The 23,528-nt window shown below is 38.9% G+C and carries 18 protein-coding genes and 1 pseudogene; 10 read left to right on the top strand and 9 right to left on the bottom strand.

The window, feature by feature from the left end; translation table 11 throughout:
- Nucleotides 1–130: 130 nt before the first annotated feature.
- Nucleotides 131–2,331, top strand: a pseudogene (gene pnp, locus V4P57_RS00735) (polyribonucleotide nucleotidyltransferase).
- Nucleotides 2,332–2,403: 72 nt separating this feature from the next.
- A complete protein-coding gene (locus V4P57_RS00730) occupies nt 2,404–3,402 on the top strand; it encodes a class I SAM-dependent methyltransferase (RefSeq protein ID WP_455466308.1) in 999 nt (332 codons plus the stop codon).
- 19 nt (nt 3,403–3,421) lie between these two features.
- On the opposite strand, the gene hslU is transcribed toward V4P57_RS00730, so the two are convergent.
- Entirely contained in the window at nt 3,422–4,732 is a 1,311-nt protein-coding gene (hslU, locus tag V4P57_RS00725) for an ATP-dependent protease ATPase subunit HslU (RefSeq protein WP_455466307.1), read from the bottom strand.
- A complete protein-coding gene (gene hslV / locus V4P57_RS00720) occupies nt 4,733–5,314 on the bottom strand; it encodes an ATP-dependent protease subunit HslV (protein ID WP_455466306.1) in 582 nt (193 codons plus the stop codon).
- Nucleotides 5,315–5,533: 219 nt separating this feature from the next.
- On the opposite strand from hslV, the gene V4P57_RS00715 reads away from it, so the two are divergent.
- The 4 genes from V4P57_RS00715 (at nt 5,534) to V4P57_RS00700 (ending at nt 10,056) form a co-directional block, all read left to right on the top strand.
- A complete protein-coding gene (locus V4P57_RS00715; RefSeq protein ID WP_455466305.1) occupies nt 5,534–6,523 on the top strand; it encodes an asparaginase in 990 nt (329 codons plus the stop codon).
- A 119-nt stretch (nt 6,524–6,642) separates the two neighbouring features.
- Complete coding sequence (gene coaA, locus V4P57_RS00710) at nt 6,643–7,641, top strand: type I pantothenate kinase (protein WP_455466304.1); 999 nt, start codon at nt 6,643–6,645, stop codon at nt 7,639–7,641.
- Nucleotides 7,642–7,655: 14 nt separating this feature from the next.
- Nucleotides 7,656–9,023: a leucyl aminopeptidase family protein gene (locus tag V4P57_RS00705; RefSeq protein WP_455466303.1), complete on the top strand. Its 1,368-nt coding sequence runs from the start codon at nt 7,656–7,658 to the stop codon at nt 9,021–9,023.
- A 166-nt stretch (nt 9,024–9,189) separates the two neighbouring features.
- Nucleotides 9,190–10,056 (top strand): C40 family peptidase, encoded by an 867-nt coding sequence (locus V4P57_RS00700; protein WP_455466302.1) that lies wholly within the window; start codon nt 9,190–9,192, stop codon nt 10,054–10,056.
- A 1,103-nt stretch (nt 10,057–11,159) separates the two neighbouring features.
- Here the strand turns inward: V4P57_RS00700 and mutT are convergent.
- The 3 genes from mutT to V4P57_RS00685 form a co-directional block, all read right to left on the bottom strand.
- On the bottom strand, nt 11,160–11,573 hold the full coding sequence (gene mutT, locus V4P57_RS00695; RefSeq protein WP_455466301.1) for an 8-oxo-dGTP diphosphatase MutT: 414 nt from the start codon (nt 11,571–11,573) through the stop codon (nt 11,160–11,162).
- Between the two features lie 134 nt (nt 11,574–11,707).
- Nucleotides 11,708–12,946, bottom strand: coding sequence for a bifunctional glutamate N-acetyltransferase/amino-acid acetyltransferase ArgJ (gene argJ, locus V4P57_RS00690; protein ID WP_455466300.1), 1,239 nt, complete (start codon nt 12,944–12,946; stop codon nt 11,708–11,710).
- Nucleotides 12,947–13,074: 128 nt separating this feature from the next.
- Nucleotides 13,075–14,028 (bottom strand): peptidylprolyl isomerase, encoded by a 954-nt coding sequence (locus V4P57_RS00685; RefSeq protein ID WP_455466299.1) that lies wholly within the window; start codon nt 14,026–14,028, stop codon nt 13,075–13,077.
- A gap of 435 nt (nt 14,029–14,463) precedes the next feature.
- Between V4P57_RS00685 and secA the strand changes: the two genes are divergently transcribed.
- The 4 genes from secA (at nt 14,464) to prmC (ending at nt 19,751) form a co-directional block, all read left to right on the top strand.
- Nucleotides 14,464–17,178, top strand: coding sequence for a preprotein translocase subunit SecA (gene secA, locus V4P57_RS00680; protein ID WP_455466298.1), 2,715 nt, complete (start codon nt 14,464–14,466; stop codon nt 17,176–17,178).
- Entirely contained in the window at nt 17,117–17,611 is a 495-nt protein-coding gene (locus V4P57_RS00675) for a Fur family transcriptional regulator (RefSeq protein ID WP_455466297.1), read from the top strand. The genes secA and V4P57_RS00675 overlap by 62 nt, the downstream gene beginning before the upstream one ends.
- Before the next feature lie 197 nt (nt 17,612–17,808).
- Nucleotides 17,809–18,888 carry a peptide chain release factor 1 gene (gene prfA, locus V4P57_RS00670; RefSeq protein ID WP_455466296.1) on the top strand — a complete coding sequence of 360 codons (1,080 nt, stop codon included), beginning with the start codon at nt 17,809–17,811 and terminating at the stop codon, nt 18,886–18,888.
- Nucleotides 18,885–19,751: a peptide chain release factor N(5)-glutamine methyltransferase gene (gene prmC, locus V4P57_RS00665; protein ID WP_455466295.1), complete on the top strand. Its 867-nt coding sequence runs from the start codon at nt 18,885–18,887 to the stop codon at nt 19,749–19,751. The genes prfA and prmC overlap by 4 nt, the downstream gene beginning before the upstream one ends.
- On the opposite strand, the gene nrdF is transcribed toward prmC, so the two are convergent.
- The 4 genes from nrdF to nrdH are packed head-to-tail and all read right to left on the bottom strand — an operon-like array spanning nt 19,748 to nt 23,488.
- Nucleotides 19,748–20,722 (bottom strand): class 1b ribonucleoside-diphosphate reductase subunit beta, encoded by a 975-nt coding sequence (gene nrdF / locus V4P57_RS00660; RefSeq protein WP_455466294.1) that lies wholly within the window; start codon nt 20,720–20,722, stop codon nt 19,748–19,750. The two genes, prmC and nrdF, sit on opposite strands and share 4 nt — an antisense overlap.
- An 11-nt stretch (nt 20,723–20,733) precedes the next feature.
- Nucleotides 20,734–22,884, bottom strand: a complete 2,151-nt coding sequence (nrdE, locus tag V4P57_RS00655; RefSeq protein WP_455467005.1) for a class 1b ribonucleoside-diphosphate reductase subunit alpha — start codon at nt 22,882–22,884, stop codon at nt 20,734–20,736.
- Entirely contained in the window at nt 22,866–23,264 is a 399-nt protein-coding gene (gene nrdI, locus V4P57_RS00650; protein WP_455466293.1) for a class Ib ribonucleoside-diphosphate reductase assembly flavoprotein NrdI, read from the bottom strand. The genes nrdE and nrdI overlap by 19 nt, the downstream gene beginning before the upstream one ends.
- Nucleotides 23,264–23,488 (bottom strand): glutaredoxin-like protein NrdH, encoded by a 225-nt coding sequence (gene nrdH / locus V4P57_RS00645; protein ID WP_455466292.1) that lies wholly within the window; start codon nt 23,486–23,488, stop codon nt 23,264–23,266. The genes nrdI and nrdH overlap by 1 nt, the downstream gene beginning before the upstream one ends.
- Nucleotides 23,489–23,528 lie beyond the last annotated feature (40 nt).

The following is a 23,528-nucleotide window of genomic DNA, read 5'->3' as shown; positions in this document are numbered from 1 at the left end:
TCTTCGCGTTTAAATTGCGATTTACTCCTTTCTTCTTGAAAAAAGACAGAAGTGTCTTGTTGTCCTGCCCATAGCTTTGAAATATGCTACGCAACACCAGAATGTGAGCGCTAGTCATTAAGGATAAAAAATGTTCAAAACGCATAAGATAGAAATTGAATGGGCCGGACGGCCACTCACCATCGAAACAGGAAAAATAGCGCGTCAAGCTGATGGTGCAGTGATTGCTACCTACGGAGAAACTATTGTCTTGGCAACTGTTGTATCAGCAAAAAGTCCAAAACCAGATCAAGACTTTTTTCCACTCACCGTTAATTATCAAGAAAAATCCTATGCTGTCGGTAGAATCCCCGGTGGTTTTTTAAAACGTGAAAGCAGACCGACCGAAAATGAGACATTGATTTCACGTTTGATTGATCGTCCCATTCGTCCCCTCTTCGCCGATGGCTATAAAAATGATACACAAGTTATTGTTTCCGTTATACAACATGATCTCGAGAATAATCCCGATATCCTTGCAATGATTGCAGCTTCTGCCGCATTAACTTTGTCAGGTATTCCTTTCATGGGGCCCATTGCTGGTGCCCGTGTTGGTTATTGTAATGGACAGTATGTTCTCAATCCTCATATCGATGAAATGCCTGAATCAAAACTTGATCTTGTTGTTGCCGGAACAGAAAGTGCTGTGTTGATGGTTGAATCAGAAGCACACGAATTGCCGGAAGACATCATGTTGGGGGCCGTTATGTTTGGACATAAAGGTCTTCAACCTGTTCTTGATACCATCATCAAGCTTGCCGAAGTTGCTGCAAAAGATCCACGTGATTTTGTTCCCGAAGATCTCTCTGATCTCGAAAAAGCTATGATGGAAATGGCCGAACAGGATATACGAAAAGCTTACACAATTACCGATAAACAAGAACGTTACGCTGTAATTGATGCACTGAAAACAGAAATTATCAATAAATTTATGCCGGAAACGGAAGAAGACTGTAAGTTTAATGCAGATCAAATTGCAACTGTTTTCAAACAATTGCAAGCAAAAATTGTTCGCTGGAACATTCTTGATACGGAAAAGCGTATTGATGGACGCGACCTTTCAACAGTACGCCCCATCCAATCAGAAGTTAGTATTTTACCTCGCACACATGGATCAGCACTCTTTACCCGTGGAGAAACACAAGCAATTGTTGTTGCAACATTAGGAACCGGTGAAGATGAACAATATGTTGACTCCTTAACAGGTATGTATAAGGAAACATTTCTCCTTCATTACAATTTTCCGCCATTTTCAGTGGGTGAAACAGGACGACTTGGTTCTCCTGGTCGACGCGAAATTGGACATGGCAAATTGGCGTGGCGTGCACTTCATCCCATGTTGCCGACTAAAGAATCTTTTCCTTATACCATTCGTGCTGTTTCAGAAATTACTGAATCTAATGGATCTTCTTCCATGGCAACTGTTTGCGGCACTTCACTTGCTCTCATGGATGCCGGTGTTCCTCTGGCACGCCCTGTTGCAGGTATTGCTATGGGATTGATTAAAGAAGGGGAACGCTTTGCTATTCTGTCTGATATTTTAGGAGATGAAGATCATCTTGGAGATATGGATTTTAAAGTAGCGGGAACAGAAAATGGTATTACTGCCTTGCAAATGGATATCAAAATTGATGGTATTACCGAAGAAATTATGAAAATCGCACTTGAACAAGCCAAAGATGGTCGAATTCATATCCTTAACGAAATGGCCAAAGCTTTAACCAGTGCACGCGCTGAACTCAGCGAATTTTCTCCACGCATCGAAATTATGAACATTTCGGTTGATAAAATTCGCGATGTTATAGGCTCTGGCGGTAAAGTTATTCGAGAAATCGTTGAACAAACTGGGGCAAAAATCAATATTGAAGATAATGGAACAATTAGAATTGCTTCTGCCGATACTAAAACCATTGAAGCAGCAAAACGCTGGATACATTCCATTGTTGATGAACCTGAAATTGGTGCTATCTACCAAGGAACAGTTGTAAAAACAGCAGAGTTCGGCGCATTTGTAAACTTTTTTGGCTCACGTGATGGGCTCGTTCATATCTCTCAACTCGCATCAGAACGCGTCACAAAAACAACAGATGTTGTTAAAGAAGGCGATAAAGTTTGGGTTAAATTAATGGGCTTTGATGAACGTGGTAAAGTTCGGTTATCAATGAAAATCGTCGACCAACAGACTGGTGAAGAAATTACAGGTGATAGGTTATAAAAGAAGAACAGGAAAAGTGCATGGATGAAAAAAATAAATCCGAAAACAAGCACCATCGTAAGAAAAAAGAAGAGTAATCTTTTCTCTTATCATGAAATAAAATGCCATCCTAATATCGGAATGGCATTTTTTCTTTGAAAGAGCCACGTGTGTTACTATTTTTACCTTTTGAAAACCATAGCCTCCCTCTTCCTAATTCAAACCAATCTTGGTTGAGTTTTGGTTTGATAGAAATTCCTGCTCCAGAATGGGCACAAAAGTTAAAAGTTGTTACGCCTTGGCGACCAGATTTTTTAAAATTTGCCAATGCTCAGTTTCACTGCTCTCCTCAAATAGACAAAACTTTCACCTATGATGGTGCACTTTTGCACTTAAGTAAATATCGTGGTTTAAACCAAAATTGTTTTCTTGATTTATTAGAATGTGTTAAACCTGGTGGATGGATTGTTATCGGTGGAAATAAAACTGCCGGTGCTGCTTCAATGATGAAATGGGTCAAAACGCTTGCTCCCATCGCTGATAAGTTGTCCAAAAACCATGGATTGGTGTTTTGGCTTCAAGTTCCACAACAGATAGAGAGACAGAATATTGCACAATTGCGCTTACCACCGCTTACTTTTGAAAATAAATTTCAGACCACTTCTGGCATGTTCTCGCACGGTCGTATTGATCCGGGATCTGCCGCGCTTGCTCTGCATATGTGTAAGGTTATTTCTGGAAAGACTGCTGATTTTGGTGCTGGCTGGGGTTTTCTTTCTTACGTAGCACTTGAAAGAAGTGAAAAACTAACAACTCTCGACCTCTATGAAGCTGATTACAACGCTTTGAGTGCAGCCAAACAGCATCTCAAACACATAACGGCTCCTTGTCCGATTCATTTTTATTGGCATGATCTTGTGCATGAACCGATCACAGATCTGTATGATACAATCATTTCAAACCCACCGTTTCACACGCAACACATTACAGATGTTTCATTAGGAAAGCATTTCATTATAAATGCTGCAAAATACCTAAAGCCAGGTGGCAATTTACTTCTTGTCGCTAATCGCCACCTGCCTTATGAAACATTGTTAAAAAGCATTTTTCGCACGGTATTCATACATGAAAAAGTTCATGGTTTTAAAATTATCGAAGCACGCCGATAGACGAAAACAAACAATAACTCTAAAGAATAAAACGTGAAAGATCGACATCAGCAGCCAGTTCGCCTATAGATTGTTTTACATAAGCAGCATCAACTTTAAATGATGTTCCAGCTTTATCCGGTGCAGTAAAAGAAATCTCATCCAAAACGCGCTCCATCACTGTTTGCAAACGACGCGCTCCTATGTTTTCAATCCTTGCGTTTAAATCTACAGCAATATCCGCTAAAGCATCAATTGCATCATCGGTGATTTCTAAATGAACCTCTTCCGTTGCCATTAAAGCAACATACTGCTTAATTAGGCTAGCTTCAGGTTCAGTCAAAATACGTCGTAAATCTTCCCTTGTTAGAGCATTTAGCTCCACGCGAATGGGCAAACGTCCTTGAAGTTCTGGCAATAAATCAGATGGCTTGGAAACATGAAATGCACCTGATGCAATAAAAAGAATGTGATCTGTTTTGATTTGCCCATATTTTGTGCTAATTGTTGTTCCTTCAACCAGAGGCAAAAGATCCCGTTGAACTCCCTCCCGCGAAACGGCAGCGCCTGCCCCACCATCTCGGGTTGCAATTTTATCAATCTCATCAATAAAAACAATTCCGTCATTTTCAGCAACACGTAGCGCTTCTTGAATAATTTGATCCTGATCAAGGAGTTTCTCAGATTCATCATCAATGAGTGGCTTAAAAGCATCCTTCACTGTTGTTTTGCGAACCTTTGTACGACTCCCTATTTTGCCAAAAATATCTGACAAATTCATAATTCCCATTTGAGCACCAGGCATACCAGGAATATCAAAGGTCGAAGCGCTATTGCTGTTATTATCTGCTACCTCAATTTCAATCTCTTTCTCATCCAATTCACCTTCACGCAATTTTTTACGAAAACTATCACGGGTAGCGGGGCTTGCTGTCTTACCAACAAGGACATCTAAAACACGCTCTTCAGCATTAACGTGAGCCTTTACTTTGACTTCATCCCGTTTTTTTTCACGTACAAGAGAAATGGCAATCTCAACAAGGTCACGAATAATTTGCTCAACATCACGTCCCACGTAACCAACCTCAGTAAATTTAGTCGCTTCTACTTTAACAAAAGGCGCTCCAGCAAGTTTTGCTAATCGACGTGCTATGCCTGTTTTACCAACACCTGTTGGTCCTATCATTAAAATATTTTTGGGCATAACCTCTTCACGCATTGGACCATCAAGCTGCTGTCTACGCCACCGATTGCGCAATGCAATAGCAACAGAACGTTTGGCATCATTTTGACCAATAATAAAACGATCAAGTTCAGAAACAGTCTCACGAGGGGAAAATACAACACACATTCAAATAGCTTTCTCTAAAGAAGATAATTCGGCATCCAATGTTTCAATCGTAAAATGATCATTGGTGTAAACACAAATTTTAGCGGCAATATCAATGGCTTTACGGGCAATGGTTTCTGCATCTAAATCCATATCCATAAGTGCTCGAGCAGCCGAAAGAGCAAAATTGCCTCCAGAACCAATTGCCATAACTCCGTCTTCTGGTTCTAAGACATCACCAAGCCCTGTTAAAGCAAAAGTTACTTTCTTATCAGCCACAAGCATCATTGCTTCGAGACGACGCAAATAGCGATCTGTTCGCCAGTCTTTTGCAAGTTCTACACATGCACGCATGAGCTGGTCAGGATATTGTTCAAGCTTCGTTTCCAATCTTTCCAACAAAGTGAAAGCATCTGCTGTAGCACCTGCAAAACCAGCTATAACAGCTCCACCCTTCCCAAGGCGACGCACTTTGCGTGCATTGCCTTTCATAATCGTCTGCCCAAGTGAGACCTGACCATCACCGGCAATCACTACTTTGCCACCTTTTCGTACAGTAATAATAGTTGTACCATACATTATATCTGGCTTATGTTCTGCCATAAGGAAACTCCTTAATATTGACTTCTATTCTTAATGTTAAGTTATTTTCAACAAATGCAAAATCCAATCATTATTGCCTTTATTTAAGAACATATACTGTAAAACACAATGATTCAGCACAATTCAATTTGTTGAAATAAAAAATGATCTCATTGTTATCAATGTAAATTGTTGCTAAATAGTTTTTGTAAACAGTTTGCGTCTTGCAAAGGAAAAATTATGAAAAAAATAGCCATAGGAACATTGGGAGGAACGATTGCAATGGCTGCTGACAATTTGGGTAAAATGCAACCGGCATTAACCTCAGATGTCCTTATCAAAAGTGTTCCTGAATTAAATAACGTTGCTAATATTCATGCGCAAACACTAACACAATTACCGAGTGGATCTTTGTCTTTTAAAATTCTTTTTGAAATAATAGAGTGGGCAACACAGCAAATAAAGGACGGTGCAGAAGGTGTTGTTTTAACCCAAGGTACTGATACAATGGAAGAAACAGCCTTTTTTCTTTCCCTTTATTGGGATAGAGCGGAACCGCTCGTTATAACTGGTGCTATGCGTATACCTTGTGAAGCAGGTGCTGATGGACCGGCTAATATTTTAGCAGCAACTCGCGTCGCAGCTCATCCACAAAGTCGAAACAGAGGTGTCTTAGTTGTAATCAATGATACCATTCACTCACCTTATTGGGTTCAGAAAAACCATACCGTCAAAATTGAAACGTTTCAATCAGGTCTGGTAGGTATTTTAGGTACTATTTTGGAAGGAAAACTAGTTTATTTTAATGATCGAAATTTTTTCCCGAAAACATTTGATCTTCCCAAAAACTATGATCATCAAGTTGCACTCCTATACTCCTCTTTATCCTCTGATACACAGTTAATCAAATTCTGCTTTGAAAGTGGGTATTATGCTGGTGTTGTCATTGCCGGTTTCGGATCAGGACATTGCAGTTTCGAAGAAGCAGATATTGTGCGACAATATACGAAAAAGATGCCAATCATTATCGCTAGCCGTACTTGCACTGGCTCAACAACCCGCACAACTTATGGTTATAAAGGTTCAGAAGTCGATATGATCGCCTCTGGTGTTCTCATGTCTGGTTATTTATCAGCAGTAAAAGCACGTCTGCTATTATGGGCTTTTTTAGCTCAAGGATACTCATTGGCACAAATCAGCACACGTTGGAACGACTGGACTATAAGCTAATGAAAGACTATCTAATTTTAAAAGAAGAGAATATGCAAAATAAAATTCGTTTGAACACAAAACAAGCTGTTTTTTTACCTTCATCATTGTGGCCATAAAAAAGACTTCGACCAATACAAATGACTGATATGATTTTATCAAAAATTGATCAAAAAGATAAGCTGGTCGAACCCATTTCTGATCGGCATTCACCCTATAGTGTCTTTACTGCACAGGAATGGTCTCAATTTCGTGCGGATACACCCCTCACTTTGTCCTTTGATGAAATCAAGCGTTTACGCTCAATTGGTGATCCGATTGATCTTGAAGAAGTGCAGCGCATTTATCTTTCCTTGTCGCGTCTGTTATCATGCCATGTTGAAGCAGTACAGGAACTTTTTCAAAAACGTCAACAATTTTTATATCCAAAAGAGACTCCAAAAACTCCCTTTATCATTGGAATTGCTGGCTCTGTTGCTGTGGGAAAATCTACAACTGCTCGTATTCTTCAAGAACTTTTGAAACGTTGGACATCTAGCTTTAAAGTTGATCTGATTACCACCGATGGCTTTCTCTATCCTAATGCTGTCTTACAGCAAAAAAATCGCATGAATCGTAAAGGATTTCCTGACTCCTATGATATCAAAAAATTACTGAACTTCCTTTCTGCTATAAAAGCGGGTGTCGGTAATGTCAGTGCCCCGCTTTATTCTCATATGGCCTATGATGTTCTCAAAAATCAAACAATTACCATTGACCGTCCTGATATCTTAATTATTGAAGGTATTAATGTGCTACAGGTCAGTGATCTTCCTAAGGACGGAAAAATCATTCCTTTCGTTTCAGACTTTTTTGATTTTTCAATCTATGTAGATGCTGAAACAGAAGTGATTCGCTGTTGGTATTTGGAACGTTTTAAACGTTTACGCAAAACGGCTTTTAAAAATCCTGAATCTTATTTTCACCGTTATGCATTGTTGAGTGAAGAAAAAGCTTTAAAAATCGCTGAAAATATTTGGCAAACGATTAATTTCAAAAATTTACAAGAAAACATATTGCCAACACGACCACGGTCTAATCTCATTCTACGAAAAGGAAAAAACCATTTGGTCGAATATGTCGCACTTCGACGACTGTGAGGATTCTTTTAAATATGTATATGCATCCTATTCATTTTACCTCAAAACGTGCCGATAATAGTTGTCCGATCTTCTTGGTAACCCCAAAAAGTCTTGCGGATTTATCACTTAATGTGTCAACAAGAACATGGATGAACGTGAATGACTTCACTGGAAAAGCGGGACAAATACTCTTCGTTCCTCATGAAACAGGGCATTTAAAAAAGGTGTTCTTTGGACTTGGCAATGGTGAGGAGCCTTTTATTACAGGGCTTCTTGCTAAACACCTCCCTGCTGGTCAGTGGCATTTAGAAGGAGCAGCCTCCCATGAAATGAATATCTATCTTGGGTTGGCATTCGGAAGCTATCAGTTTAACCGTTATCGTCAAAATTCCTCCCTCAAATCACTTTCAATTCATGTCAACGACATGGTTGATTTCGATGAACTTCAACGTCTTTATAAAACTGTCTTTTTTGTCCGTGATCTCATTAATATTCCAGCCAATGATATGAATCCTGACACTCTCGAGACAGAATCTCGCCAACTGGGAGAAACCTACAAAGCTCATGTTGAAAGCATTCGTGGAGATGAGCTCTTAACACATAATTTTCCGATGATCCATGCTGTAGGACGAGCCAGCAGCACTGCACCACGACTCATTGAGCTGCGCTGGGGCCAAGAAAACCATCCTAAAATAACGTTGGTTGGTAAAGGCGTAAGCTTTGATACTGGAGGCCTCGATATTAAATCAGCCAATAATATGTCACTTATGAAAAAAGACATGGGAGGTGGAGCTCACGTTTTGGGATTGGCTAAACTTATCATGGATGCCAAATTACCCTTTCGTCTGCGTGTTTTGATTCCAGCCGTTGAAAATGCAATTTCTGCTAATGCTTACCGACCAGGTGATGTTCTCCAAAGTCGTAAGGGATTAAGTGTTGAAATTGGTAATACAGATGCTGAAGGTCGACTTATCCTTGCTGATGCACTTGCCTATGGTGACGAAGAAAGTCCGCAATTCATGCTTTGTATGGCGACTTTAACAGGAGCAGCACGTATAGCATTAGGACCAGATCTTCCCGCATTTTATTGTAATGATTCAATCTGGGCGCAACAAATTTCTCAAGCTGCTTATTCTGTTTCCGATCCTCTTTGGCAAATGCCTCTTTGGAGACCCTATCAGGAAATGTTATCATCACCAATCGCTGATCTTAACAATATAACTGGAAATAACTTTGCTGGCTCTATAGTCGCTGCCTTGTTTCTGAACTCTTTTGTTGAAAAAGCTGAACATTTTGCCCATTTTGACCTTTATGGGTGGATTCCAAAGGAAAAACCAGGCCACCCCATTGGTGGTTCTGCACAAGCCATTCGTGCTCTTTATAATCTCTTTAAAAATTAATTTTGACATAAAATGAACACATAAATAGATAATTATGGAAATTTGAGGGCGATTGTTATTCACCTTTATAATTGTATCCTGTAATTTATTTGAGGATAAAAATCATACCAATGCTGATTATCGTGAGGTCATTTAAAGGTAAAAAACAAAAAATAAAAGGTAAAAAATGTTCTCTAAAGATCCAAGATTACATGCATTCAGGGATGATCTAGCAGACAAACGTCTTGAAAAGGAAGTTACAGCTCAGCGTTTTGTGCAAGGTGAAATAAGACGCGTTAATGTACCTGTTGCTGGACTGTTTAAAGAAAATAATAAAAAAAGTGAAATGCAGACGGAGTGCTTATTAGGAGAAGAACTTCGCGTCTTTGAACACGGGGAATTTATGTCGTGGGGACAATCTCTCAAAGATAGTTATGTTGGCTATATTGATACAAAAGCGCTTTGTACATCAACCGTAAAACAAACACATGTTGTTTCAGCCCCACGTACTTTTCAATATTTCCAAGCTGACTTGCGTGGACCAGTAGAATATCCTTTATCTATAGGAAGTAAGGTAAGCGTTGTTGATGAAATTGAAGTCCGTGGAACCAAGTATTCTATACTTGAAAATGGGAAAGCAATCATTAGCAATCACCTCAGTCCGATTGGCCAAGCATATAAAGATTATGTTACAGTTGCTGAAATGTTGATCCGTACACCTTACCTTTGGGGTGGAACTAGTGGTTTTGGAATTGATTGCTCAGGACTGATCCAGCTTTCTATGATAATGGCTGGTCATGTGGTTTTACGCGATACTGACATGCAACAAAAAACTATAGGCAAACAACTCTCAGATGATGATGAACTTCAACGAGGTGATTTAATTTTCTGGAAAGGTCATGCCGCTATTATGGTTGATCATGAAAATATTATTCATGCAAATGGTTTCTCTATGGATGTTATGGTCGAACCACTGGAAAAAGCAGTTACACGTATTGCGCAAAAATATCAACGATATCCTATAGAAAAACGTCGTCCAACACTGAGAATATAGTACGTGCTTTTGATATAAGCACGAGAGATAAATAACTCTGGTATTATATTTTTTCATGAGTTCGCTTTAAATCTTTATAACAAGGTAAACCGTGACTGATTTCTGGTCTCATATGAAAGAAAAGTACCTTCACAAAATCATTTATGTTGAATGGGATTAATCACTTGGTCTTTTTTTAGACCTCGCATTCAACATTCACACGTTTTGGGAATATTGGAAAAATCGTAACTTGTCTACTGAATAGCTTTTATTAAAATACTCCGTGCTAAACACAACACGTTGATTTAATATATATAAGCATTATGCATATTGAATCAAATCTCTTAATCTGTGTCATATTTCATTATGTTAAACACTCTTATTCTGAATTAGAAAAACTATTCGAAGATAAAATTATAAAGGTAAAAATTACTTCTTGGCCTTACTATTTCTTTTTCATTCAGCTCCACGTCTTTCAGAAATGTTCAGAGCGATATTTCAAAATAATGAAGAGTGCGCCGCACCTTATATTTTTGTTTTTAGCATTCTTTCATGGAATCTAGGATTTTGGTGAAAATACCTTCACGCTATTGCGTTGCTTATGTGCGTAACTGCTTAGATACTTCACTTTCTGCTAATCTCATCTCTCAATAAAACCCAATGAATGCATACCGCAAAATCTATTGAGGTCCAAGTATCTTTATGTTTATGAAGTCATATACTAGCCTCATCATATTTTAACCTACCACCGATGTTACACACTCTTATATTTAAAAAGTTCATTAACCGTATATTTCATCCATTCTAACATTGCTTTTCAAGTTACGCTTCCCCCTTATGATATGTCATTGAACAATTTTTGATCAGCGTAAGAGTATTTGAAATAACAAAATATGACACAGATTAAGAGATCTGATTCAATATGCATTATGCTTATATATACTATAAATCAATATATTATCATAAAGGTGTATCATAATAATGATTAAGGAGTTGGTCACCTAACAAAGAAAAGCCAGAAAGACTTTTCTGCGAAAGAATCTTCTTAAATCTGATCTATCATTAGCATCTCATGAAATAGAAATCTCTTATTTGTAATAAGTATTTTCTCCTCACAAATATTATTAAAGAAGGAGATTTTTTAATACCTGAACCAATGGCTTATCAGCATCAGGCATAGGATATTTATCAAGGTCACCAATAAAAATCCATTTTAAATTTTGCCCTTCTCGTCCTTGCGCAATACCCTTATAATGGTAACAAAGATACAATGGCATTAAAAGGTGAAATGTTTCGTAACTATGGCTTGCAAATGTTAAGGGTAATAAATTATTTAGCTGAACATGAATACCAAGCTCTTCCTCTAATTCACGAATCAATGACACTTCTGGAGTTTCACCATGCTCAACCTTTCCACCAGGAAACTCCCATAAACCAGCCAGTGATTTTCCCTGAGGACGCTGTGTAAGCAGAACATGATTATCTTGATCTAACAATGCGCATGCAACGACAAGAAGAAGTAAATTTTTTGTACACATACCACCTTCCACCAGGAACAGTAAAGATAATCATCTATTCTATCATGGCCCCATCTCTAAGATAAAAGAGTTAAAATACCTAGTCCTCTCCCCAAAATATACAAACATTCGATGCCAAATTTACGGTGCACAAGTTAACTTCTGTAATCGCCATTGATCATAACGTACTCTTTCGTCAAATCGCAAGACCAAACTGTCGCCTTACCACTACCTAGACCAATATCAACCCGAATTATGATGTGCTGCCCTTGCATATAAGCCCCTATCGTCTCTTCACGATATTCAGGATCTCTTTCGCCATTGATCGCCAAACGATGTTCACCAAACCAAATCGTCAACAGATCACGATCAACTTCAACACCTGCCTTACCAACTGCCATAACCACCCGTCCCCAGTTAGCATCTTCACCGGCAATAGCTGTCTTTACAAGTGGTGAATTTGCAATTGAGAAAGCAATAGTCTTCGCAGCATTGTCTGTTGTAGCACCAATCACATTAACCTCAATTAAATGACGAGCACCTTCACCATCACAAACAACTTGTAACGCAAGCTCATGCAAAAGCTCACTCAATTGCTTCGAGAACACCTCATAACGCGGATCGGATTTACTCATGAGAGGTGGCAAATCTCTCTTTGCTTTGCCTGTCGCAAACATCATGAGCGTGTCTGATGTTGAGGTATCACTATCAACAGTAATCGAATTAAAAGACTCCTGGACCGCCTCTGATAACATGGACTGAAGAATATCCGAAGAAATTCCTGCATCGCTTACAATAAAAGATAGCATTGTCGCCATATCTGGTGCAATCATGCCAGCACCTTTTGCAATTCCATTAATGGTAACAATTTCTCCCCCACAATCAAATCTGCGTGTAGCGAGTTTTGGAAATGTATCAGTCGTCATAATAGCTTTTGCAGCCTCCAACCAATTCCCTTCTTCTGCTGTCTCCGCCATAGTTGGTAAAATATTCACAACGCAAGAAGCATCCATCGGCTCACCAATAACACCGGTAGAAGCTATAAAAATCTCATTCTCTTTAACCTTCAAAACGCTCGCCGCAGCACGCACTATCGCATCGGTTGTTTGCTTTCCTGTACGCCCCGTAAAAGCATTCGCATTCCCAGAATTAACAACAACACCTCGTGCAACTCCATGGGGAAGTGACGCGCGACAATGCTCCACAGGAGAAGATGGACATTTTGAACGCGTAAAAACACCCGCAACACTCGCTGGCTCATCGAATATGATGAAAAGAAGGTCTGTACGACCTTTATATTTAATCCCAGCTTCAGCTGTTGCTATCCGCGCACCAGACAACAGCGGAAGCTCTTGTATGTTTTGGGGAGACAAAGGAGATATTTTTAAAGCCACAGCATGCTTTCCACGAAAACAGATAAAATGATTACAAATAAATAACCTCTAGCAAACAACCTCAAGCTTTTCGAACAAAACCAATCTCTTACCACCCAGCAGAGATACTACTCGCTCCTTCTTCTTCACTATTCCGTGTATTCTTCATCAGATGTTTCATCCGGAAGCAGTGTCCCATTCTGATTAAGTGATTGCATGAGTTTTGTGACATTAGGATCGGGATATTTTACGTCTAATTTGCTGCGCAAATCAACAATCAGTTTTCGGTAGCGCTCTTTTATCAACTGTGTACGCAATACCTCTTTAACATCATCAAATACAGGAGGTTGTTTCAAACGACGATCTTCTACCTTAATAACATGCCAACCAAAAGGGCTTTCAACGGGCTTTTTAGTGTATTCACCAACTTTTAGGCCAAACGCAGCATCTTCAAAAGGTTTAACCATTTGACCATGGCTAAAATAACCAAGATCGCCCCCAACAGCAGCAGAACCATCTGTTGAACTCTTTTTTGCAATCTCTTCAAAACTTTCCCCTTTACTTAAACGCTTAATGACAGCTTCTGCTTCTTTTCTTGTTTTGACCAAAATATGACGCGCTTTAACCTCATCTTCTTTGGGTAAAGCAGAAACTTCTTTATTGTAAAGAGCTTCCAAGTCAGTATCCGAAATATGGTCAACGATTGTCTGTTTAAAATAAAGCTGCTGAAGAACATTATCACGCATAACTGCCATACGTTTATCATAAGCTTCAGTCTTATTTATGCCCTCCTTAATTGCTGCTTTAGCAAGTGCCTGCATATCCAAGTAAGCTTTTAAAACCATTACACGGCGTTGTTCATCAGGAAACCGTGCTAAATTAGGATTTATTTCAAGAGCTAACTCATCCAATTGCCCTGCCGTAATATCCTTCCCGTCAATAACTGCCATCACATGAGAAGGAGAAACTGTTTTTTCAGAAGCTTTTTCCAAAGTCTTTAAATCATTGGATGGTGAATTCAAACTTTCTTGGGCTATCACCCCTAAACTCGTACTCATCAATAAAATTGATGTAAAAAACAGCGTGATAAAGTTGAATTTCATAAATATACTCCTTAAAAGTGAAAGTCAGTTCAAGATTCTTATTTTCTTTACCGTAACATTTTAACCTCTAAACATAGATAAATAAATCAGTAATTTTATTTTTAAAAGCATAAACTTGTCCTTTTATCTCAGTTTATTGCATACTATCTAATGTTAACGGAAAACATGATAATATAAAAAAATGACATATTGCATCCCAAATTACTCTGTATTGTGTCAACTAAAAAGCATTACTAAAGTTGACACACTGCACTTAGCCTCTTATCTCTATTTTACAATTAAAGTGATAAATTGCACACCAACAAATATAATGGTACCATGCATCTTATTATATTAAATGCCTTGGGGGGATTGCTTGGAGGTTGCAAAGTTATGGGCAGAGCATATGAATCTACCCAATAAAATAGTGATAACAATTAAAAGAAAGGGCCAGAGATGGTCGGTTTAGGTGTCTTTGCACGTAAATTTTTTGGTTCCGCTCATGAGAGACGTCTCAAAGTTCTTCGCCAAAAAGTTACACAAATTAACGCTTTGGAAGAACAATTCGTGAAATTAAGCGATACGCAACTTTGTCAAAAAACTGATGAGTTTCGTAAACGCCTCATGGAAGGTGAAACCATTGACTTGCTCCTACCAGAAGCTTTTGCAACTGTCCGTGAAGCAGCAAAACGTGTTTATGATATGCGTCCTTTTGACGTACAGCTCATTGGCGGAATGGTGCTTCATGATTGTGGCATTGCGGAAATGCGCACAGGTGAAGGTAAAACATTAATGGCAACTCTGCCAATTTATCTCAATGCATTGGAAGGAAAAGGTGTTCATGTCGTTACGGTAAATGACTATCTTGCCAGTCGTGATGCTGAAACAATGGGGAAAATCTTTAGTTTTCTAGGACTGACAACAGGTGTGATTCTGCATGATCTTGATAATGATGCCCGCCGAGCGGCCTACGCATGTGATATCACTTATGCAACAAATAACGAATTGGGTTTTGATTATTTGCGCGATAATATGGCTTTTGATCATAGTCAAATGGTTCAGCGTGGGCATCATTACGCAATTGTCGACGAAGTAGATTCGATTCTCATTGATGAAGCACGTACCCCTCTTATTATCTCTGGGCCTCTAGAAGATCGTACAGACTTCTACAACCTTATTGATACATTTATTCCCGCCTTAACTCCAGAAGATTATGAAATAGATGAAAAACAAAAAACAACAACCTTTACTGAAGTCGGTACTGAAAAAATTGAAAAAATGCTTGAACAGGCAGGACATCTTAAAGGTGAAAGTCTCTATGATATAGAAAATGTTGCTATCGTCCATCATATCAATAACGCCCTAAAAGCCCATAAGCTGTTTGTTCGTGACAAGGATTACATTGTTCGCAATGGTGAAATTGTTATCATTGATGAATTTACAGGCCGTATGATGCCAGGGCGGCGTTATTCTGAAGGACTTCATCAAGCATTAGAAGCCAAAGAGCATGTTGCTATTCAACCAGAAAATCAGACCTTAGCTTCTATCACTTTTCAAAATTATTTCCGTATGTATAGAAAATTGTCTGGTATGACTGGTACTGCTACAACAGAAGCAGAAGAGTTCAGTAATATTTATGGTCTTGATGTTTTCGAAGTTCCAACAAATTTACCAGTACAGCGCCGTGATGAAGATGATGAAATCTATCGAACAGCAGAAGAAAAATATCGTGCTATCGTACGTGATATTCGTCAAGCACACGAAAAAGGGCAGCCTATCCTTGTTGGAACAACTTCTATTGAAAAGTCAGAACAATTAGCAGAACGTTTGCGAAAAGAAGGTATTACTAATTTTAGAGTTCTCAATGCTCGCTATCATGAGCAAGAAGCATACATCATTGCGCAAGCAGGGGTTCCTGGGGCATTAACCATCGCAACAAATATGGCTGGTCGCGGTACCGATATACAGCTTGGTGGTAATGTCGAAATGCGTATTCGACAAGAATTAGAGGATATGCCTGATGGAGCAGAGCGAGAAACTAAAATTGAAGAGATCAAAAAAGATGTCAAAAAACTCAAAGAAAAAGCATTAGCTGTTGGTGGTCTTTACGTCATTGCGACGGAACGCCATGAAAGCCGTCGTATTGATAACCAGCTCCGTGGTCGTTCTGGCCGCCAAGGTGATCCTGGTCGCTCAAAATTCTTTCTCTCTCTTCAAGATGATCTTATGCGTATCTTCGGCTCCAATCGTATGGATGGCATGTTGCAAAAGCTCGGATTGAAGGAGGACGAAGCTATTATCCATCCATGGATTAATAAAGCTATCGAAAAAGCGCAAAAAAAAGTCGAAGCACGAAATTTCGAGATCCGTAAAAATTTATTAAAATACGATGATGTAATGAATGATCAACGTAAAGTTATTTTTGAGCAGCGTATGGAGGTCATGAACGCAGATGATCTCACTGAAATGATCCTTGAAATGCGTAACGAAGTGGTTGAAGATCTTGTGGAAACCTATATTCCAGCTGGAACATATTCTGAAAAATGGAATGTGAAAACTCTCCAAGAGGAACTTCAACAACTCTTCAATCTCGAACTTCCGATAGAAGAATGGGCAAAAGAAGATGGAATTGCTGAAGAACAAATCTTAGAACGCGTATCAGATGCTGTTACCAAACTTGAAAATGAACGAACTGAACGCTATTCTCCAGAAATTATGGCTTATTTTTACAAAACCATATTACTTGAAACCATTGATACTTTATGGCGTGAACATTTGGTAAGCTTAGACCATCTACGTTCTGTCGTTGGTTTTCGTGGTTATGCGCAACGAGATCCACTCAATGAATACAAGACAGAATCATTCGAACTTTTTCAGTCCATGCTCAGAAACTTACGCAGAAACGTTACTTCTAAGCTTATGCGTTTCGAGATCATTCAACAACCTACAGAATCACTGACGTCTGTGCCCAATGCTGATGACTCTAACTTTAATGGTCAAGGGGAAGAAAATGTCCCCAACTTATGGGCACGAACACAAGAAAATAAGTTTATTAACCCAAAAGATCGTAATCCAAATGATGTGACCACATGGGGAAAAGTTGGACGTAATGAGCGTTGCCCTTGCGGTTCAGAAAAAAAATACAAACACTGTCATGGGGCCTTTGTCTAAAAAGCAAAGAGTTCAAATGAATAAAGAACGAAATTATGAACAAGAATTACGCACTGCGGGTTTAAGAGTAACACGTCAAAGGCGTATTATTCTGGATATTTTGACTGATACAAACGATCACCCAAACGCGTTTGAAATTTTCCAGCGCGCCCACAAGATAGATTCCAGTATTTCGCTATCGACTGTTTACAGAACCATGAAAACATTAGAAGGAAATGGGACAATTCATCGCCATACCTTTGGTGGTGGACCGTCTCGTTTCGAGCAAGCAGATGGACAACACCATGATCATCTCATTGATGTGGAAACAGGACAAGTTATCGAATTTCAGTCTGATATCATTGAAAAGCTGCAAGAGGAAATTGCAAAATCCCTTGGCTATGATATTATTCACCATCGTCTTGAACTTTATGGGAAAAAACACAACTCCTAGATAGTTGATCTCGTATGTATCATCAAAAAAGCTCCTCATGCAAATCGAATTTTATACAAGTTCATTTTAAAAACCTATAGTTCTCATTGGAAAGAAAGTTTTTCTGCTTTATTACTCCCTTTTATCCGATGCTATAAAGCAATCGATTACCAGTGTTATAACAAAAAGTATTATAAACAAATTAGGCCAATATTATCATGGTTTCTTTGCCAAAAGATCGTATGCGACAGCTTGAAAAGCGCTTTGAAATAATTGAAAGCCAAATGGCTAAAAACCCAAATGCTGAAACATATGTAAAATTAGCTTCTGAATATGCGGAATTACAACCAATTGTTAGTTCCATACAAGCATTAAATGCTCTTTACACAGAGATCACAGAGCTAGAAAATATAATCAGTGATAAACTAACAGATACAGAGATGCGTAACCTCGCCCAAGAAGAGCTGCCATTATTATCTCAGAAAATGGAAAAACTTGAGCAAGAACTCCAGATTCTTCTTTTGCCTAAAGATGTTGCTGATGAAAAAAGTGCCATTGTTGAAATTCGAGCAGGAACAGGTGGGTCAGAAGCAGCGCTTTTTGCCGGTGATCTTTTCCGCATGTATGAACGTTATGCCGATGCTCATAATTGGAAAGTTGAAGTCGTTTCGCTTAATGAGGGGGAAGTTGGTGGATATAAAGAAATTATTGCTACCATTTCAGGTAAAGGTGTCTTTTCTAAATTGAAGTTTGAATCAGGTGTTCATCGTGTGCAACGCGTCCCTGAAACAGAAACAAGTGGACGCATCCATACGTCTGCTGCTACCGTCGCAGTCCTTCCAGAAGCTGAAGAAATTGATATTGAAATTCGTCCAGAAGATATTCGCATCGACACAATGCGTGCATCTGGAGCAGGAGGACAGCATGTAAATACAACTGATTCAGCTGTTCGTATCACGCACATACCAACAGGAATTATGGTTGTGCAAGCAGAAAAATCACAACACCAAAATCGAGCACGTGCTCTCCAAATTTTGCGTGCACGCTTATTTGACATCGAAAGACAAAAAGCGGAACGTGAACGTTCAGCTTCCCGTAAAAACCAAGTTGGCTCTGGTGATCGGTCAGAACGTATTCGCACTTATAACTTTCCACAAGGACGTGTCACTGATCATCGTATTAATCTCACGCTGTATAAGCTTGATCGCATATTGGAAGGAGATCTTGATGAGCTTATTCATGCACTCATATCCGATTATCAAACCGCTCTTCTTACTGAAATGAATGATAATAGATGAAAGATTGTTCTCTCAATAGTATCATCCGAAAAACGCAAGAAAAATTGCACACTCAAGGAGTTTCTGAAGCCAACCTTGATGCAAAAATACTCGTTGAGTGGATAACAAATACAAATGCATCTGACAGAATTTGCCAACCAGATATGCGTCTATCTTCTGAGCAAATTATACAATTGGAAAAAGCTGTACAACGACGTATTTCTGGTGAACCCGTCTACCGTATTATCGGAAAACGGGAATTTTATGGCATATCACTCGCATTGTCTCAAGATACGTTAGAGCCACGTCCAGACACAGAAACGCTTGTAGATCTTGTTTTACCACTCCTTCAAAAGCAGGTAGAAAAATCAGAAAAAATAACACTGCTTGATATGGGAACAGGAAGTGGTGCTATTGCTATTGCGATTCTCGAACAAATTCCCCAATCCTATGCAGTGGCTGTCGATATTTCTGAAAACGCTCTTAAAACAGCTACAAAAAATGCAAAAAATGTCAAAGTCATAAACCGCTTTACACCTCTTCTTAGCGATTGGTTTGATTCTGTCACAGGCCGATTTGATCTTATCGTTTCCAATCCACCCTATATTCCAGAAAAAGATATCAAAAACCTTGCAAAAGAGGTACGCCTGCATGATCCATTGCGCGCTCTTATCGGTGGAAAAGATGGTGTTTATTTTTATCGAAAACTCGCTAGTGAAGCAGCAAACTACTTAAAAACAAAAGGCTATGTCGCTGTTGAAATTGGCTACTCTCAAGAAAAAGAAGTCTGCAGCTTGTTTGAAAAAAATGGATTCCAGTGTCTAGAAATGCGCAAAGACCTGAGCGGTATACCCCGCGCACTGCTCTTTGTATGTAATCATTAAAACTCCCAATCCTCATCCGTGGTAGCAATCGCCTTGCCAATAACATAAGAAGAGCCAGCCCCTGAAAAAAAGTCATGATTTTCATCAGAGCTCGGCGACAAAGCTGCTAAAATAGCCGGATTAACACGGCAAACCTCAGGTGGGAAAAGAGCTTCAAAACCCAGATTCATTAAAGCCTTGTTTGCATTATAATGAAGAAAAACTTTAACATCTTCTGTCAATCCAATAGCATCATAAAGATCTTCAGTATATTTGCATTCAATATTATAAAGGTCGAAGAGCAAGTTAAAAGCAAAATCTTTAATTTCCTGCTTTTTGGCTTCATCAAGTTTCGCAAACCCCAATTGAAATTTATAACCTATATAATAACCATGTACAGCTTCATCACGGATGATAAGCCGAATTAAATCAGCTGTATTGGTCAATTTAGCGCGGCTGGCCCAATACATGGGCAAATAAAATCCAGAATAAAATAAAAAACTTTCCAGCAAAGTCGAAGCAATTTTCTTCTTCAGCGGATCATCTGCTTCATAACGCTCAAGCACTAATCTTGCTTTTTTCTGTAAATGAATATTTTCTTCTGACCACCTAAACGCATCATCGACTTCTACCGTCAAACATAAGGTTGAAAAAATAGAGGAATAAGAACGTGCATGAACTGCCTCCATGAACGCAATATTCGTCAATACTGCTTCCTCATGCTCTGTTATCGCATCCGCCATAAGTGAAATGGCTCCTACGGTATTTTGAATCGTATCTAGGAGAGTTAATCCCGTAAAAACACGAATTGTTAGTTTACGTTCTTCCTCCGTCAAACTCGACCATGAAGGAATGTCATTAGAAAGTGGAACTTTCTCAGGCAACCAAAAATTTCCAGTTAAGCGGTTCCATACTTCAAGATCTTTCTCATCATGCAATCTATTCCAATTGACAGCGCACACAACAGGGTTTTTTGTTGCAATCTTTGTCATATGATTATCTCCTATAAACTGCACGAAACACAGCCATCCACTTCTGTTCCACTCAACGCTACTTGCCGCAACCGTATATAATAAATACTCTTTATACCCTTTTTCCAAGCATAAATTTGTGCGCGGTTAATATCACGCGTAGTGGCCGTATCAGGAAAAAATAATGTTAATGAAAGACCTTGATCGACATGCTGTGTAGCAGCAGCATAGGTATCAATAATTTTTTCAGGGCCAATCTCATAAGCATCTTGGTAGAAATTCAAATTCGTATTATCCATATAAGGAGCAGGGTAATATACGCGTCCAATTTTTCCCTCTTTGCGAATCTCAATCTTTGAAGCAATCGGATGAATAGAAGATGTCGCATGATTAATATAGGAAATAGATCCCGTAGGAGGAATAGCCTGCAGATTGCGATTATAAAGCCCGTACTCAACAACTAAATTCTTGAGTTCCTGCCAATCTTTTTGGTCTGGTATAACGATGTTATTACGTGCAAAAAGCTCTTGTACAATCGCAAATTGCGGCTTCCACTCTTTTTCAATATATTTTGCAAAAAAACAGCCATCTGCATAAGCTGACTTCTCAAACCCTACAAACACTTTCTGACGTTCACGTGCAATTAAATTGGAAGCACGTATTGCATGATACGTCACAATATAAAAATAAATATTAGTAAAATCAATCGCTTCTGGAGATCCATAATAAATCTGTTCACGCGCTAAAAAACCATGTAAATTCATTTGTCCCAAACCAATCGCATGACTTTCGGCATTACCTTTCGCAATGGAAGGTACACATGCAATGTCGCTCATATCGGAAACAGCAGTAAGAGCACGAACAGCGGTTTCCACAGTCCGCCCGAAATCATGACTTTCCATTGCTTTTGCAATATTCATTGAACCAAGATTACAGGAGATATCACTTCCAATAGTGCGATAAGTTAAATCCGTCTCTAATTCACTCGCCTCACTCACCTGCAAAATTTCTGAACATAAATTGCTCATACTTATACGTCCGGCTATCGGATTGGCTCGGTTAGCGGTATCCTCAAACAAAATGTAAGGATAACCTGATTCAAATTGAATTTCCGCTAATGTCTGGAAAAAGACACGCGCACTTATTTTCTTTTTACGAATCTTTGCATTATCAACAAAAGATCGATAATGCTCCGTCAAAGAAATATCGCTAAAGGGTTTACCTGTGACGCGCTCAATATCATAAGGTGAGAACAGATACATATCCTCATTATTACGTGCAAGCTCAAAAGTAATATCAGGAACAACCACACCAAGCGAAAGCGTTTTAATTCTGACTTTCTCATCAGCATTTTCGCGCTTTGTATCCAAAAACTTCATAATATCTAAATGATGTGCATGCAAATAAACAGCACCAGCCCCTTGGCGCGCGCCCAGTTGATTAGCGTAAGAAAAGGCATCTTCTAAGAGTTTCATCACAGGTAATACACCTGAGGACTGATTTTCTATTTTCTTAATCGGTGCCCCTGCTTCACGCAAATTCGTTAAACAAAGTGCTACACCTCCGCCACGTTTCGAAAGTTGTAAAGCTGAATTGACCGAACGACCTATCGATTCCATATTGTCTTCAACACGCAATAAAAAACACGATACCAACTCCCCACGTTGCCTTTTCCCTGCATTCAAAAATGTCGGTGTTGCTGGTTGAAACCGGCCTGTAATAATTTCATCTACGAAACTCTCTGCAAGGGCCTTATCTCCTTGTGCTAAATATAAAGCCACAAGGCAAATACGATCCTCATAACGCTCAAGATAGCGCTTCCCATCAAAAGTCTTTAGTGTATAACTGGTATAATACTTAAACGCACCCAAAAAAGTAGGAAAACGAAACTTAAATGCGTAAGCGCGTTTAAAAAGCCTTTTGATAAAAGAAAAATCATAAAGCTCAAACAAAGCTTTTTCATAATAACCTTCCTCTATCAAATAGTCTATTTTTTCTCTAAGATTATGAAAAAAAACCGTATTTTGATTAACATGCTGGAGAAAATATTGCCGTGCAGCAAGCCGATCCATATCAAACTGGATATGACCATTTTCATCATAAAGATTAAGCATTGCATTCAGCGCATGATAATCCATAATCTGATCTGATTTTTGCGATTGTTCTATAGCAATTGTTTCCAAAATCTTTTCAATCCTTTTTTTACACAAATAACGTCTTCCTCAGTTCCACGAAGTTCAAAACGATAAAGGCAAGGCACAAAACACTTTTCAGAAATGATTTTGCTCGCTAAATTATAATAACGACCAAAATTACGATTTCCACCACCAATGACACCACGAATTAATTTGCGGTTCTCTACTTCATTGAGGAAACGAATAACCGCTTTCGGAACAGCCATTCTCCCTTCACCATCTGCATATGTAGGAACGACTAATACATAAGGCTCATCGACTAACACAGACATCTTTTTTTTATCAATCTTGAAGAGTCGTTGACCAAGCTGAGAGACAAAATGCTCGGTATTACCCGTTGCACTCGAATAATAAACAATAAGTCCCATTAAAGACAAAGACCACTAATCATATCTGGTCTAAAACCAGACCAATGATTTTCACCACAAACAACTACAGGAACTTGACGATACCCAAGAGATTGAACAAAAATGTATGCTTGTTCATCACGGGAAATGTCCACAACACGATAATTAATGCCTTTAGCATCAAAGGCGCGGCACGTGGCATCGCATTGGACGCAAGATGGCTTGCTATAAATAGTGATCGGCATTTTCTTCAACTTTCACAATTCTAAAAAAATCAACTCTAAA

Source organism: Bartonella sp. B39 (assembly GCF_053795145.1).
Note: the sequence above shows the minus strand (reverse complement) of the source record. Positions and strands in the feature narration are given on the sequence as shown.